This window comes from Streptomyces aurantiaciflavus, assembly GCF_049808595.1.
GTDB lineage: Bacteria > Actinomycetota > Actinomycetes > Streptomycetales > Streptomycetaceae > Streptomyces.
Genome location: NZ_JBNCAQ010000008.1, coordinates 147,948 through 163,465, shown reverse-complemented (window position 1 = coordinate 163,465; position 15,518 = coordinate 147,948). Strand labels below are relative to the sequence as shown.

The following is a 15,518-nucleotide window of genomic DNA, read 5'->3' as shown; positions in this document are numbered from 1 at the left end:
AGGCCGGCCTCGGGGACGCCCGGGGCCGGCCGGCGGGAATGGCAAAAATGCACAAGGGCTGGGTCAAACGGTTGCGGGCGCCGCGTTCATCCAGCACGATGCGTAGAAAGACCCAAGTCCCGCCGTGGACAACCGCATTGCACCCCATTGCAGCCTCTTGAACTGCAATGAGGCGCTCTGCCCCGAACGACCGCCAAAGGTCCAGACCGGTCGCGCGCCCCGCGTGCGCCCCGGCGGCGACCCGGCGCGAACGAGGGCGCTCGACGCTCGACAGACCAGCGGCGCAACCCCCCGGCGCCGCTTCCCGGCACCGGCGCTGCCCTGACGCCGGTGCTGACGATAAAGAAGGGCCCCGCGGATCCGTCCCGCGGGGCCCTTCGTCGTCCCTGTGCGTCGGCCTCTCCGTCGCCCCCACTCCGGGCCATGCGTGTGATCCAGGCAACATAAAAATTCTGTGAGTGACAGGGCAACCATTCACAGCTTTCACGGATCAAACCTCCCGAACCAAGGGCCACACCCGCGCCCCACACGCGGAGCCCTCCACACTGGACTCCTTGAGGTCTTCATGAAGCTTCGCCGTGCCATGGCAGCCGCTGCTGCGACAGCCGCGATAGCGCCGGTGGCGCTGTTCGCTGCCCCGGCCGCGTTCGCATCCGAATCCGCGTCCCCCTCCGCGAGCGCCTCCGCGTCCGGCTCCTCCTCTCCGAGCGCCTCGGCTTCCCAGTCCGAGTCGACCGGTACCTCCACCTCGCCGAGCGCCTCGACCTCCGAGTCGACCTCCAGCTCGCCGAGCTCCTCCGCGTCCCAGTCGAGCTCCAGCTCGCCGAGCTCCTCCCCCTCCGCGTCCACGACCCCGGAACCGGAGCCGTCGGTCTGCGAGGACACCAAGGTCGATGTCGACATCACCGGTCTGCCGGGCAAGATCGCGGCCGGCAGCGGCTGGCACAAGTTCTCGCTGGACGTGACCAACAACTCGGACTCCACCCTCCACGACCTGGACTTCCTGGCCGGGGCCTCCTCGGACAAGGACGGCGAGGAGCTCTTCGAGAGCAAGCAGGTCCAGCTCCAGGCCTGGAACCCCGAGGACAAGGTCTGGGAGAACCTCGACGAGGAGGGCTACGCGGTCGGTTACGTCGGCTCCACCGACGAGCTGAAGCCCGACTACCAGGTCAACATCCCGCTGCGCATCAACGTGAAGGCGTCCGCCCCGGTCGGCGCCGGCTTCTCGCTGGGCGCGACGATCTACGGCGACGACGACGCGAACTGCACCGGCTTCGGCGACGTCTCGTACAAGTTCCAGATCGTCGCCGCGGGCACCGACACCGACGGCACCAAGCCGCAGGAAGGCGGCAAGGCCCCGGTCTCGGACAGCAAGCCGGGCAGCAACACCCCGGAGGTCACCGGCAGCCTCGCCGAGACCGGCTCCAGCTCCGCCCTGCCGATGATCGGCCTGGTCGGCGGTGTCGCCGTCGTGGCCGGTGCGGGCGCGGTGTTCGCGGTGCGCCGTCGCAAGGCGGAGGCGTAAGCCTGAACGGGTCCTAGCGGACCGCCGACGGAGAGGGACCTGTGCTCGGAGGGGGGCGCAGGTCCCTTTCGCTTGCTCCGGTGGGGCTACTTCTTCGGCGGCACCGTCGGCATTCCCAGGAACGGCAGCCGCAGCGCGGCGAACGCCTCCGGCGGGACCGTCGGTGCCTTCGGCTCCACCGGCTTCAGGCGTTCGTACGCCGTGCCCTGGGCCGGGCGCGGGTCCTCCTCGCCCTTGTTGGGCCAGTACGACATCGCCCGCTCGGCCTGGGCGGTGATCGTCAGGGACGGGTTCACGCCCAGGTTCGCCGAGACCGCGGCGCCGTCCACGACCGAGATGCCGGGGTGGCCGTAGAGGCGGTGGTACGGGTCGATGACGCCGGTCTCTCGGGAGGTGCCGATGGGGCAGCCGCCGAGGAAGTGGGCGGTGAGCGGGGTGCCCATCAGCTCGCCGACGTTGGAGCCGGCGAAGCCGTTGATGTCGGCGGCGATCGCGGACGCGGCCTCCGAAGCGGCCTTGATCTGCTTGGGGTTGGGGCTGCCGTGGCCCTGGCGTGCCGTCAAGAGGCCCTTGCCCACGCCCGTCTGCTTCAGATACGTCGTCAGCGAGTTGTCCAGCGACTGCATCACCAGGCCGATGATGGTCCGCTCCGACCAACGGCGGTTGGAGAGGGAGCGCAGGACGAGGAGGGGGTGGCGGGCCGCGTTCACCAGCCAGCCGCCGACCCTGGAGGAGCCCTCGGCGTAGGGGACCTGGAGGATCGACAGGCCGCCCATCGAGTTGGAGCCCTTGCCGTAGCGGACCGGCTCGATGTGGGTGTTCTCGTCCGGGTGGATGGAGGACGTGATGGCGACTCCGCGGGTGAAGTCGGCTTTCGGCTGCCCCGTGACCTTGCGGTAGCGGCGGTCGTCGGTCTGGGCGCCGACCAGTGCCTCGGAGTTGGTGCGGGTCAGCTCGCCCAGACGGTCGGAGAGGTAGGGCAGTTGGCTGTTCGCCTTCATGCGGTGCAGCAGGGTCTGGGTGCCGTAGGTGCCGGCGGCGAGGACGACCTTGCGGGCCGTGAAGGTGCGGCCCTTCGCCTTGCGGCGGTCGTCGGTGGGGAGGGTGGCCACCGCGTACCCGCCCCGTGAGTCGTCCGTGACCGACACGACCGTCGTGAGCGGGTGCACGACCGCGCCCGCCTTCTCGGCGAGATAGAGGTAGTTCTCGTTGAGGGTGTTCTTCGCGCCGTGGCGGCAGCCGGTCATGCACTCGCCGCACTCGGTGCAGGCCTTGCGGGACGGGCCCGCGCCACCGAAGTAGGGGTCCGGCACCTCTTCCCCCGGCCTCACCCGCACCGACCCGTCGGCGTCCTGCCCGTCCCCGAAGAACACGCCGACCGGCGCCATGTGGAAGGTGTCCCCGACACCCATCCGCTCGGCCGCCGCCTTCAGGTGCACGTCGGAGGGGGTCGTCGTCGGGTTGAGCCGTACGCCCAGCATGCGGCGCGCCTGGTCGTAGTACGGCCGCAGCTCCTCCTCCCAGTCGGTGATGTCACGCCACTGCGGGTCCTCGAAGAAGGCCTTCGGCGGGACGTAGAGGGTGTTGGCGTAGTTGAGGGAGCCGCCGCCGACGCCCGCGCCGGCCAGGACCATGACGTTGCCCAGCAGGTGGATGCGCTGGATTCCGTACAGGCCGAGTCTGGGGGCCCAGAGGTAGTTCTTCAGGTCCCAGGAGTTCTTGGGGAGGGTGGCGCGGGTGAAGCGGCGACCGGCTTCCAGGACGCCGACGCGGTAGCCCTTCTCCGTCAGGCGCAGGGCGGTCACCGAGCCGCCGAAGCCCGATCCGACGACGATGACGTCGTAGTCGTAAGCGTCCTGGGGCACGGGTTCTCCTCGTTGGGTTGCGCGTGCGGGCCGTCTGTGGTTTCTCGCGCCCGAGCGGCGGGGCCGCACATCGAAGCAGCCCCGCGCTTCCGGGTCGGCTACTTGAACCTCAGTGCCTTCATCACCTTCAGGCTGCGGCTCATGAAAGCCGCGTACTTCTCGTCGTCCATCCCCAGTGAGGGAGCCATCGGCAGCAGTCGCTGCTGGGCCACCGTCTGGGCCTCCGTGTACTTGAGGATGCCCTCGGAGCCGTGGCGGCGGCCGAGACCGGAGTCCTTCATGCCGCCCATGGGCGACTGGACGCTGCCGTAGGCGGGGGCGTAGCCCTCGTTGACGTTGACCGTGCCGGTGCGCAGGCGGGCGGCGACCTCGCGGCCGCGGCGGCCGTCCTTCGTCCAGACCGAGGAGTTCAGGCCGTACGGGGTGGAGTTGGCGAGCTCGATCGCCTCGTCGTCCGTCTTGAAGCGGTAGATCGAGACGACCGGGCCGAAGGTCTCCTCCGCGCAGACGGACATGGGCTCGGTCACGCCGTCGAGGATCGTGGGCTCGAAGAAGTACGGGCCGATGTCGGGGCGGGCGACGCCGCCGGCCACCACCTTCGCGCCCTTCGCCACGGCCTCCTCCACATGCCGCTTCACCGTCTCCAGCTGGCGTTCGCCGACCAGGGAGCCCATCTCGGCGCCGTAGGCGAGGGAGGTGCCGAGGCGCATGCCCTTGGTGCGGGCGGCGAAGCGCTCCAGGAAGGCGTCCGCGATGGACTCGTGGACGTACAGCCGCTCGATGGAGATGCAGAGCTGGCCGGCGGAGGAGAAGCAGGCGCGGATCGCGCCCGCGGCCGCCTTCTCGATGTCGGCGTCCTCGAGGACCAGCATGGCGTTCTTGCCGCCGAGTTCCAGGGAGACGCCGACCAGGCGGGCGGCGGCGCCCTGGGCGACCTCGCGGCCGGTGCGGGTGGACCCGGTGAAGGAGACGTAGTCGGCGTGCCTGACGACCTCGGGGCCGACGACCGGGCCCTCGCCGATGACGACCTGGAAGACCTCGGCGGGCAGCCCGGCCTCGATGAGGAGGTCGCGGGCCCACAGAGCGGTGAGGCAGGTCTCCGTGTCGGGCTTCATCACGACCGCGTTGCCCGCGACGAAGGCGGGGAGCGCGTCGCCGACCGAGAGCTCCAGGGGGTAGTTCCAGGGGGCGATCTGGCCGACGACACCGCGCGGGTGGCGCAGCTCGGTGACCTTCGTCAGGGTCGGCACGGCGCCCGCGTGCCGCTTGGGCCTGAGGTAGGCGGGGGCCTTGCGGCCGTAGTGGCGGGCGGCGACGGCGACCGCCTGCACCTCTTCGTGGGCGTGGAGCCGGGCCTTGCCGGTCTCCAGCTGGATCAGGTCGAGGACCTCGGCCTGGCGCTCCAGCACCAGGTCGTGGAAGCGGAGCAGGACCGCGCCACGCTCCCGCACGGGCACCTGCGCCCACACCTGCTGCGCGGCACGGGCCGCCGCGAACGCCTTCTCCACGTCCTCGGGGGTGGACTCGGGCAGGTCGGCGAGCTTCTCGCCGGTGAACGGCGTGTGGTTGGCGGTGCGCCCGGACCCGACGACGCCCTTGGTCAGGTGGGCGACGAGCTGGGGGGTGACCACATCGGCGGCGGTACGGACGCCGGTGGGTGCGGGGGCGAGGGGGTTGGTACCGGCGGTGGGCGTGGTACCGGTCTTTTCCGGGGCCTGCGAGTCCGTCATGAGGCGCAGGGTATGACGTGCGAAAGGCTTTTGGTACCCGTCGGTAATGGGGATTCACCGACCGCACACACGACGCCAGTGGTCACTGGCAACAAAGCTGCTGATCAGGGCGTTGGGCGGGGATGTTCGGTGGTGTTCCACACGTTCAACGCGATCTGCGCGCTGCCACGGACCTGCCCTCCGCAAAGGGTTCGCGGACTTCCGATCCGCGGCCGGCTCTGCCGAACGGCTCTACCGACTTCCGATCCGCAGGCGGTCGCGAGCCCCTTTGAACACCGCCGTGCCCTTCTTCTCGCTGGGTGTGCCCTTGGGCATGTCGACGCGCAGTGCGTACATGCGCCCGTCGCCGGTGAGGACGAACAGCTCCATGACGCGGGTCGGGGACGTGTCCATGTCGTAGGTGGTGTCCGACAGGGCGGCGTCGTAGCCCTGGAAGGTGGTGCGCGTCGTCTGGTTGCGCGCGTCGTTGTTGTAGCTGTCCCAGGTCTCGTACGACCGCTCCGCCTGGGCCATCGGGGTGCCGGGCGCCTTGTCCCACCGGGTGAGGCGGACCTGGACCAGGCCGGTGTCGTAGACGACGAGACGGGGTTGGTCGTCGGCGCCGCCTTCCCGGGCGGCCTCCTTGTATTCGGCGGGGAGGGTGAGGACGGCGTCCAGGTCCTCCTCGCGGTGGGCGATCCAGGCGCCGCTGGAGGGCGAGGCGGTCGCCGTGGGCGAGGCGGTCGCCGTGGCGACGGCGGCCGGGTCGTCGGGAAGGGTGCGTTCGGTGGCCGCGCCGCCCTCGATCTCGACGAGGGCGCCGGAGGTCGCCAGCCAGGCGCCGCCGGCGAGGAGGGCGGCGAGGCCGGCGCCGAGGAGGACCGGGCGGCGGCGGAGAGGGCGGCCGGGAGCCGGGGTCGGGGTCCGGGTGGTGACGGGTTCGGGGCCGGGGCCCGGGGGCGTTTCCGGGGTGCGGCCGTGGTCAGGGCTCGGGGGCGTTTCCGGGGTGACGCCGTGGGCTGGGGTGGGGGCCGGTGCGGGGGCTGGATCAGGGTCGGGACCGGAGGCCGGGGCCTGCCGTTTCAGCCGTACGGTCCCGGGGTCGGCGTCGGCGTCGGCGGACTGCCGCAGCCGCGAGCCGTCCTGAACGACCGCCACCTCGTCCCCGGACACGGGCGGTACGGGCCACCCCTCGGCCACCGCCTCCAGCACCACGGCGACCTTCTCCGCGCCGGGGCGGCGCTCGGGGTCCTTCTGCAGGAGCCGCACGACGAGCGGCCCGAGGGGGCCGGCCTGTTTCGGCTCGGGCGGCTCGGCGGCGAGGATCGCGGCGAGCGTGGACTCCAGGGTCGTACGGCGGAAGGGGGACCAGCCCTCGACGGCGGCGTAGAGCAGGACGCCCAGCGACCACAGGTCGGAGGCGGGCCCGGCGCCGCGGCCGGACATCCGCTCGGGGGCGACGAACTCCAGGGAGCCGACGAACTCACCACTGACGGTGAGGGATTCCTCGCCCTGGACATGCGCGATGCCGAAATCGGTGAGGACGACGCGGCCGTGCGGGCCGAGCAGGACGTTGGCCGGCTTGACGTCGCGGTGGACGATGCCGACGGCGTGCGCGGCGCGCAGGGCGCCGAGGACGGCGAGGCCGATGCGGGCGGCCTCGACGGCCTCCAGGGGCCCCCGGCGCAGCACCTCGTGCAGGGACTCGCCGCGGATCAGCTCCATGACGATCCAGGGCAGTCCGTCCTGGAGGCCCTCGTCCCCCTCGTCCACGACGACGTCGTGTATGGAGACGGCGGAGGGGTGGTCGACGCGGGCGGCGGCGCGGGCCTCCCGGTAGAGGCGGTGGGCGGCCCGGCGGTGCGCCTCGTCCTCGGGGTCGCCGGGCAACCGGGGCACCTTGACGGCGACTTCTCGGTCGACCAGTTCGTCGCGGGCCCGCCAGACGGTGCCCATGCCGCCCGAGCCGATGCGTTCGAGCAGCCGGTAACGGCCGCCGACTGTCCGGCCCTTGTCGCCTCCGGTGTCCCCGCCGATGGTCATGTCTCATGACTACCACGAGCGGGCCGCCGCCCTCACCGCTCCACGGTGAACCGCCCGGCCTCCCGCCCCACCTCCACGGCGGCCGCACGCCCGAACGCCCGTCCGTACGCCCGTCCGTCCGTGCGCACGCCCGCTCTCAGGGCTTGTCGACGTCCAGGTTCGCGATCGCCGTCCTCGCCACCTCGCGGCCGCGCTCCGTGAGGTCGCCCCGGCCCGGGTAGGCGACGGTGAGCCGGTACATGTCGCCGGCGGAGGACTTGTAGTAGAAGATCCTCACCTCACGGGGACGGCGGTTCTGGGTGTCGTCGGTGGTGTACCTGACGGTGTTCCCGGCGGCCTTCCTCCCGTGGAAGGTCGCGTTGTCGTCGGGCCGGGTCCGGGGCCCCTTCGGCATGTCGAGCGGGTAGCTGCCGATGCGCGCGAACTCCCCGTTGTCGGCGTACATCTCGGCGGCCGCGGACTCCTTGATGTCCTTGGCCGTGTCCTCCGCCCTGCGCTGCACCGACAGCGTGATCGACAGGGCGCCGCTCGGGTCGGTGAAGCTGACCCAATGGCTGTCGTCGGAGGTGCGGTCGGGGACGCCTCTCACGTAGCCGTCGGGCACCGCCAGGGTCGCGGTGACGTCCTTCTCGTGGGCCGTCTTCCAGCCGTCCGGCAGAGCCGGGGCGAACGGGTCGGCGATCGCCACGTACGACGCCGCCGCGCCCACGGCGAGCGCGACGCCGAGCACGGTCGCGAGGATCTTGCCACCGAACCGGACGCCCCAGCCCCGGCGCCCGGTCGTGATCCGCAGCCCCCAGCCGCCCGGGTCGCTGTCACCCGGACCGGTGCCGCCCGGGCGCGTGTCCGGCCCGACGGTCACCATCTGTGTGGGGGCGGGCGCCGGCGGTTGCGCCGCGCGCTCCAGCAGGGCCCGCACCTGCGCGGCGCGCGGGCGGCGGGCCGGGTCCTTCTCCAGCAGGCCGTTGATGGCCTCGGCGAGCGGGCCCTGCGCGGCGGCGGGCGGCGCGGGCACGGCGTTGAGGACGGACTGGAGGGTGGCCGGGGTGTTGCTGCGGCGGAACGGCGAGACGCCCTCCGTGGCCGCGTAGAGCACAACACCCAGCGACCACAGGTCGGACGCCGGACCCGGGCGCTGGCCCAGCACCCGCTCGGGCGCGATGTACTCGGGCGAGCCGACGAAGCCGCCGGTGTCGGTCAGTTTCGTCTCGCCCTCGATCTGGGCGATGCCGAAGTCGGTGAGGACGACCCGGTCGTGCCGGCCGAGCAGCACGTTGTCCGGCTTCACGTCCCGGTGCAGGATGCCCGCCGCGTGCGCGGCCTCCAGCGCGCCGAGCACCTCCAGGCCGATCCGGGCCGCCTCGCGCACGCTCAGCGTGCCCTCCTGCAGTGCGCCGCCGAGGGAGCGCCCGTGGACGAGCTCCATCACGATCCACGGCTGTCCGTCGACGACGGCGACGTCGTGGACGTTCACGACGGCCGGATGGTCCAGCCGGGCCGCGGCCCGTGCCTCGCGCCGCATCCGCTCGAAGGCGTTGGCCCGTTCCCGTTCGGGAAGATGGTCGGGGACGCGGGGTTCCTTGACCGCGACCTCGCGGTCCACCGTCTCGTCCTTGGCGCGCCACACCGTGCCCATGCCGCCGTGCCCGAGCTTGCCGAGGAGCCGGTAGCGGCCTGCGATGAGCCGTCCGGCGCCGGGCTCCTGCGGAACGGGCGCCACCTGTGCGGGCACCGCGTACGGATGGCCTGGATGCGGCGCGGCCGCGGGCTGGTTCGGCGGTCGCAGAACGAAACTCGTCGTCTCGTCGGCCTCGTGCGGGGCTCCCCCGTTGCTGCTCATGGCTCCATCCATATCGCGCCACGCAGGCCGGGATCCACCGCGGGAACACACCGGTCACAGACCCGTGACCCAGCCCGTTCCGCATCTCCCCTCGCACCGCCTCATGTCGGTACGAGGGTGTCGACCGCCACGTCGAAGTACTCCCGCGCCTCCCGCGTCTTCCCGGCCGGCGCCGACACCCACACGTCGTACAGCCGCCCGCCCTCCTCCCAGCACAGGTCGTAGGTGTGCCGGGGGCCCTCCGCCGCGCTGAAGCCGTTCCAGGTGAACTCCCAGAGGGCGGCGGGCCGTCCGTCGCGGGTGGTCTCGGTGACCCGGCCGTCGCGGTAACCGGGGTTGGTGTCCGGGCCCTCGGCCGCCGAGCGCTGCAACACGCCGAGCGGGCCGCCGGGTTGCGGGTCGGTGACCTTGATGCCGATGCGGAAGGTCTGCCCCGGGGACATGTAGAAGACCCGCTCGCCCTGTGGTACTCGCGTGAAGCCGTCCGGCACGGCGAGCGCGAACCCGGCCGGGTCGTCGGCGACGCGGTAGCCGGAGGGGGCGGCCGGGCGGTCCGAGGCGGACGGGGACGGGGAGCCGATCGCCGTGGGACCGGCACCGGGGCCGGCGGTGAGACCGGTGCCGGGACTGGAGCCGGACGTCGGTGAGGTGCCCGTCGGACGCCCCGGCACCGAACTCGTCGGTGTCCCGCCCGCGTTCCCGCCCCGTTCCACCAGCAGCGCCGCAGCCGACACCCCCGCGCCCGCCATCGCGGCGACCAGCAGCGCGGCCACCAGCACGCCCCGCGTGGACCGCTCCCGGCCGGGCGGGCCCGAGGGGGACGGGGACGGCTGACGGGGCAGGTCGGCCTGCGTCGGGGTGTATCCGGCGCGCACCGGCGCCGGCGGCGTACGCCCGGTGTCCAGGAAGGCGCGCAGCATCCGCTCCGCCTCCGCCGCCTCCAACCGCCGCTGCGGATCCCGCTCCAGCAGCCCCCGCACGACGGGCAGGAGCGGTTCCGCCTGCGGAGGCGTACGGATGTCGGCGAAGACGACGGCGTGCAGGATGCCGCCCAACGAGTCGCGGCGGAACGGGGATTCGCCGCTCAGGGCCGTGCACAGCAGCGCGCCCAGCGACCACAGGTCGGAGGCGGGGCCGGTCCGCTCGCCGGACATGCGCTCGGGCGCGGTGTACTCGGGCGAGCCGACGAACGAACCGGTCTCGGTGAGCGTGGTCGCGCCCGCGACCTGCGCGATGCCGAAGTCGGTGAGGACGGCGCGCCCGGTGCCGGACTCGACGAGGACGTTCGCGGGTTTGATGTCCCGGTGCAGGACCCCGGCCGCGTGCGCGGCCCGCAGCGCACCGAGCAGGTCGGCGCCGATCCGGGCTGCCTCGCGCGCCTCGACGGGCCCGTGCCCGGCGATCCGGTCGGCGAGCGAGCCGCCGTCGATCAGCTCCATGACGATGTACGGGCGTTCGTCCTCCTCGACGACGTCGTGCACCACGATGATGTGCGGGTGGCTCAACTGGGCGACCGCACGGGCCTCGCGCAGCGTCCGGTCGCGGCGGCCACGGGCCTCCTCGGCGGAGAGGGAGTCGTCGGGGACCAGTTCCTTGACGGCCACCTGCCGCTCCAGCAGCCGGTCGGTGGCCCGCCATACGACGCCCATGCCACCACGCCCGAGTCTCGCCTCCAGCCGGTAGCGGCCCGCGATGACCCGGACGGCGTCCCCCTCGGTCCCCATGAGCCCCATCATGCCCCACCGGACCCCTCGCCTCCGGGGCGCCGACCGGCCAAGTCGCGGACGCGGCCAGGGGCACGGAAGGGAGGTTCAGGAGGTGCTCTGCGGCTCCCGCCAGCTCTGCAGCACGGACCTGAACTGCTTGACGGTCGTCGCCCAGTCCTCGGCGGGCGACGACATGTAGATCGCGTACTCGGTGCCGTCCCGCGCGATGTACGTCTCCTCGATCGCCCGCCGCGGCCCCGGGAACTCCGTGTCCTTGGCCAGCGCGGTCCAGGTGTACTCCCACTCGGCGCCCTCGCGGTCGCGGTACTCGTTCCGCTCCAGGGTGACCCTGTTGTAGTCGACCAGCCGCTTGAGCTGCTGTTCGAGGTCGACCTGGTGGGCGTAGGGGTCGTCGAAGTCCGGGGAGGCGTCGATGGCGATACGGACGAAGTGCTCGCCGCCGTCGGGTGAGTAGTCGATCTGCTGGAGGTCGCCGTCGTCCTGGTACACCTTCCGCTCCCAGCCCTCGGGCAGGGAGAGCCCGAAGCCCAGCGGGTCGGTCACCGGCTTCCAGGAGGCGGGGTCGGTGCCCTCCGCCTCGCCGGTGCCGGTCACCGTGGGGCTGGGGCTCGCGGAGCCGCCGGGCGCGGCGCTCGGCTGCCGGCTCGCGTTCAACGCCTGGATCCCCACCGCCGTGGCGCCCCCGACCAGCGCGGCTACGGCGACCACGAGCGCGAGGGTGCGGAGCCGGCGGCGCCGGGGCCGTGGCTGCGCCGGGCCGGGGGCGTCGGCGCCGGTGGCGGCCGGGCCGGTCATGGCGTGCCGGGCTCCGGAGGAGGGGACCGGCGTCGATGCCTCCGGCGCGGGGACGTACTGGGTGCCGGACGCGAAGTGGGCCCCGCCCTGGGTCGGGCCGGACACGTACTGCGTCCCGCTGCCCTGCGTGGGTCCGGACGTGTACTGCGTCCCGCTGCCCTGGGTGCCCTGGCCGGGACCCGCGTACTGCGTCGGCACGTACGCCTGTGCCCCGCTCGGCCGGCGGCCCTCCGCCGCCTCGGCGAGCAGGTACTCGGCCTCGGCCGTGTCCGGCCGAGTGGCCGGCTCCTTGCGCAGCAGGGCGGTGATCACGGGCCCGAGCGGACCGGCGTGGCGCGACTCGGCGGCCTCCTCCTCGACGACCGCCTGCATGGTGCTCAGCGGCGAGGTGCGGCGGAACGGCGAGCGGCCCTCCACCGCCGTGTACAGCGTCGCGCCGAGCGCCCACAGGTCGCTGGACGGGCCGGGGTCCTGGCCGCGGACGCGCTCGGGGGCGAGGTAGTCGACGGATCCGACGACCTCCCCGGTGCGGGTGATGGTGGTGTCGCCCTCGATCTGGGCGATGCCGAAGTCGGTGAGCAGGACCCGGCCGTCGTAGGAGAGGAGCACGTTGCCGGGTTTGACGTCACGGTGCAGGACGCCGGCGGAGTGCGCGGCGCGCAGGGCGCGCAGCACCCACAGGCCGATCCGGGCGGCCTCGGCGGGCTCGACGCGCCCGTCCTCCTTGACCGCGTCGGCGAGCGAGCGGCCCTCGACCAGCTCCATCACGATCCAGGGGCGGCCGTCGTGTTCGAGCACGTCGTGCACGGTGACCACGGCGGAGTGGTTGATCCGCGCGGCGGCGCGGGCCTCCGCACGGGTGCGGGCGAGCAGTCGCTCCCGGTCGCTCTCGGAGACGTAGAGGGCAGCGGTCAGTTCCTTGATGGCGACGGCCCGGTGCAGCAACTCGTCGTGCGCGCGCCACACGCGGCCCATGCCGCCGCTGCCGATGGAGTCGGCAAGCCGGTAGCGGCCCGCGATGAGCAGGCCCTGCATCTGATTCACGTCGCCCCGCAATGTTCTTGACAGGGGTCAGCGTAAAGACCGGTCCCCATCCACGGAACCAGCGGGGTGCCAAGGAAACCCCACTGTGACGGTTGTCGCTTTCCGGCGCGGCCCTGGAACCGACGAGGCCTACGGCGCCCGGCAGGAGCTACTGGCGAGTCACTCGGCCGGCGGGCCCGGGCGCTCAGCCCGTGTACCGGTAACTGGCCGACGCCTGCTCGAACAGCCGTGTCACCTCGTCGCGCTCGGCCTCGGGGCCGCGCAACTGGACGACGTGGTACCGCCCGTCGAGGAGGAGCGCGAGGTTGCGCACGAACAGTTCGCGACCGTCGTCGCCGGTCCAGGTGAACTGCCCCTCGGCCATGGTCCGTCCGCCCACCTGGATCGTCCGCAGCCCGGAGGCGGTGGCCCAGCTGGAGTCGCGGTAGGGCTGCAGCTCGCTCTCCTTCTCCCGCTGGTACGCCATCGGGTCGTTGCCGTACCGGGAGGCGGTGTCGCGGCCCGGGACGACGATGAGATCGAAGCCGCTGTGGGAGTAGACGACCTGTCCGCGCCCGTTCTTGGGGGTGCGGGCCCAGCCGTCGGCGACGGCGATCTGGAAGCCCTCGGCGTCCTTGCGCAGGGTGAAGCCGTCGGGGACGTCGGCCCCCGACTGCGTCTCGGTGGCGCCGGAACCGGACGATCCGGAAGCCCCGGAGGACGCCGAGGCGCTGCTGTCCGACGTCGGCGACTTCTGGTCGTCGGGCCGGGGCTCGCTGCTCGCGTCGGGTGCCTGGTCGGCCTGGCCGGCGGCCCCGGTCCGCTCGGTACCGCTCGCGCCGCCCGCCCCGTCCTCGTCGGCCTTGGGCATGAACAGCACGGCGTACGCGACCGCCGCGGCCAGCGCGAGCAGGACCAGCAGAAGCAGGGTGCGGCCCAGACTGCGGGGCGAACGTCTCGTCTCCTGCCGGGCCCGCTTGTGCCGTCCGCTGGTCGCGGGCAGCCCGGCGCGCCGTCGGCGCACCAGCTCGCCCTTGCGGCGCACGATCGGCAGCCGGCGCGGGTCGGTCGGCGGTGCCGCGACGACGTAGGTGCCCGCCTCCGGTTCGGGCGCCGAGCGCACCAGCGAGCGCAGCCAGCCGCGCAGCTCCTCGAAGTCGAGGCGCTCGGTGGGGTCCTGGCGCAGCAGCGACTCCACGACCGGCCGGAGCGGGCCGCACTCCTCGGCGAAGGCCGGCGGCTCGGCGCACACCATCTGCACCAGCTCCGCCGTGGACTCCTCGGGGTACGGGGCATGCCCCTGGACGGCCCGGAAGAGCAGCGCGCCGAGTGCCCACAGGTCGGTGGCGGGGCCGATGGGCGCCGCCAGCTGCCAGTTCTCGTGCACGGGTCCGGCCTGTTCGGGCGCCCACCGCTCGGTGACGGGCCCGACGACGGCCATCCGCGCCTGCCGCGCCCGCTCGGCGGCCAGCGCGGTGGCCGGCCCCTTCCGCACCCCGGCCCCGGTCGCCGGCTCGTCCCAACGGGCGCCCGCCCGCGTCTCACCGCCCGCCCCGACACCCGGCGCGGGCACACCCGCCTGCACGCCTTGCGGGGGCACGGGACCGCCCGGCTGAGCACCCTGCGCAGACATGAGCCCGCCGGGCTGCACGCCTTGCGGAGGCACCGGAACAGGCCCCGTCGCACTGGCGCCGGGCGCCCCCCGCATCCCGTAGGGGTCGGCGATCTGCCCCGGAGGCGAACTCCCGGCCCCCTGCTCGCGCCCGGTCCCGATCGCGTACGGCGACGGCGCCGCGCCCGCGGCTCCGGTGTCGCCCTCGGGCGAGGTACGGGCACCCGGCAGCGCCGCTCGCCCGCTCTGCTGGGCCTCCTGCACCCGGGCCGCCGCCCGGGCCCCCGCGCGGTACGCGGCGATCGCCCCGGCCCGCGCGGCGCGAATGTCGTCACCGGTCTCCACGGTTCTGCGGGCCACCGCACCGGAGGCCCCGTGCGCCGACTCGGCTCCCGCCGCCGGCAGCCCCCCGGCCGCCCGCGCCTCGATCGCCGCCCGACGAGCGGCCTCGGGATCCGTCCCGGCCCCACCGACGGCCCCGGTTCCGCCGACGGCTCCCAGCCCACCCGGCCGGGGCCCACCGGGTCCCGGCCGCCCCGCAGACCCACCGGCCCCGGGGCCCATGCCACCAGGGCCCACGCCACCTGGCAGGGCGGCACCGCCGAACCCGCCTCCACCGTAGCCCGGCCCTCCAGGGCCCCGAAGCCCCGCGCCCTCCTCGACGGAGGGGCCCCGCGGCTCCTCGCCCTCCTCCGCCGGCACCGGGTCGTACCCGCACAACGCCTCTTCGGCAGCCCCGACGGCCAGCCCGGTCAGCATGACCCGGCCGTCGTCGCAGACGAGCACCGTGCGCGCGGTGATGTTGCGGTGCACCCAGCCGTGCGCGTGCAGCACCCGCAGCGCCATGAGCACATCGGAGGCGACCTCGGCCGCCCGGTACGGCGTCAGCGGCTTCTCGGCGAGCAGCGCCGCGAGCGGCCGCGCGGCCACCAGCTCACTCACGACCCACAGCGAGCCGCCCTCGGCGAACACGTCGAAGACCTGGTCGAGCCGCGGGTGGTCGGGAATGCTCGCCGCGGCCTGCGCCGCCTCCACCGCCCGCCGTACGACCGGATCGGCGGGCCGCCGCGTACTGGCGCCCAGGCCCGCGCGTCCCGCCGGCCGCCGCGCCCCGCGTTCCCGTGCCGTGAACCCGTCGGGCAGTCCCTCGGCGTCGAGCACCTCCGCCTCGACGACCTCCGGCAACGGCACCTGCCGGACGAGGACTTCCTGCCCGCTGTAGGTGTCGAAGGCCCGGGTCTCGGTGAGTTCGTACTCGTCGGAGGGCGGCAGCGGCAGGCGGTAGCGGTCGGCGAGCACCCGCCCCGCATAGTCGTCCACGATTGCCTCCCCCGGCCACCCGGTCGGTCAGTTCCGTTCGCCCCGCGGCCCGTTCCGGC

The 15,518-nt window shown here is 73.5% G+C and carries 8 protein-coding genes; 1 reads left to right on the top strand and 7 read right to left on the bottom strand.

Features of this window, described 5'->3' with window-relative positions; all coding sequences use genetic code 11:
• Nucleotides 1-583: 583 nt before the first annotated feature.
• Nucleotides 584-1,525 (top strand): LAETG motif-containing sortase-dependent surface protein, encoded by a 942-nt coding sequence (locus ACPT94_RS11440; RefSeq protein ID WP_425245750.1) that lies wholly within the window; start codon nt 584-586, stop codon nt 1,523-1,525.
• A gap of 86 nt (nt 1,526-1,611) precedes the next feature.
• On the opposite strand, the gene ACPT94_RS11435 is transcribed toward ACPT94_RS11440, so the two are convergent.
• The 7 genes from ACPT94_RS11435 to ACPT94_RS11405 all read right to left on the bottom strand — a co-directional run bounded on the left by ACPT94_RS11435 (nt 1,612) and on the right by ACPT94_RS11405 (nt 15,459).
• Nucleotides 1,612-3,390, bottom strand: coding sequence for a GMC family oxidoreductase N-terminal domain-containing protein (locus ACPT94_RS11435; RefSeq protein ID WP_360332293.1), 1,779 nt, complete (start codon nt 3,388-3,390; stop codon nt 1,612-1,614).
• 98 nt (nt 3,391-3,488) lie between these two features.
• Nucleotides 3,489-5,120, bottom strand: coding sequence for a succinic semialdehyde dehydrogenase (locus ACPT94_RS11430; protein ID WP_360332290.1), 1,632 nt, complete (start codon nt 5,118-5,120; stop codon nt 3,489-3,491).
• Between the two features lie 231 nt (nt 5,121-5,351).
• Nucleotides 5,352-7,142 carry a serine/threonine-protein kinase gene (locus ACPT94_RS11425; RefSeq protein WP_425245749.1) on the bottom strand — a complete coding sequence of 597 codons (1,791 nt, stop codon included), beginning with the start codon at nt 7,140-7,142 and terminating at the stop codon, nt 5,352-5,354.
• 136 nt (nt 7,143-7,278) lie between these two features.
• Nucleotides 7,279-8,982, bottom strand: coding sequence for a serine/threonine-protein kinase (locus ACPT94_RS11420; protein WP_425245748.1), 1,704 nt, complete (start codon nt 8,980-8,982; stop codon nt 7,279-7,281).
• Between the two features lie 101 nt (nt 8,983-9,083).
• A complete protein-coding gene (locus tag ACPT94_RS11415) occupies nt 9,084-10,706 on the bottom strand; it encodes a serine/threonine-protein kinase (RefSeq protein WP_425245747.1) in 1,623 nt (540 codons plus the stop codon).
• Between the two features lie 87 nt (nt 10,707-10,793).
• Complete coding sequence (locus tag ACPT94_RS11410; RefSeq protein WP_425245801.1) at nt 10,794-12,539, bottom strand: serine/threonine-protein kinase; 1,746 nt, start codon at nt 12,537-12,539, stop codon at nt 10,794-10,796.
• Nucleotides 12,540-12,732: 193 nt separating this feature from the next.
• On the bottom strand, nt 12,733-15,459 hold the full coding sequence (locus ACPT94_RS11405) for a protein kinase (RefSeq protein WP_425245746.1): 2,727 nt from the start codon (nt 15,457-15,459) through the stop codon (nt 12,733-12,735).
• Nucleotides 15,460-15,518 lie beyond the last annotated feature (59 nt).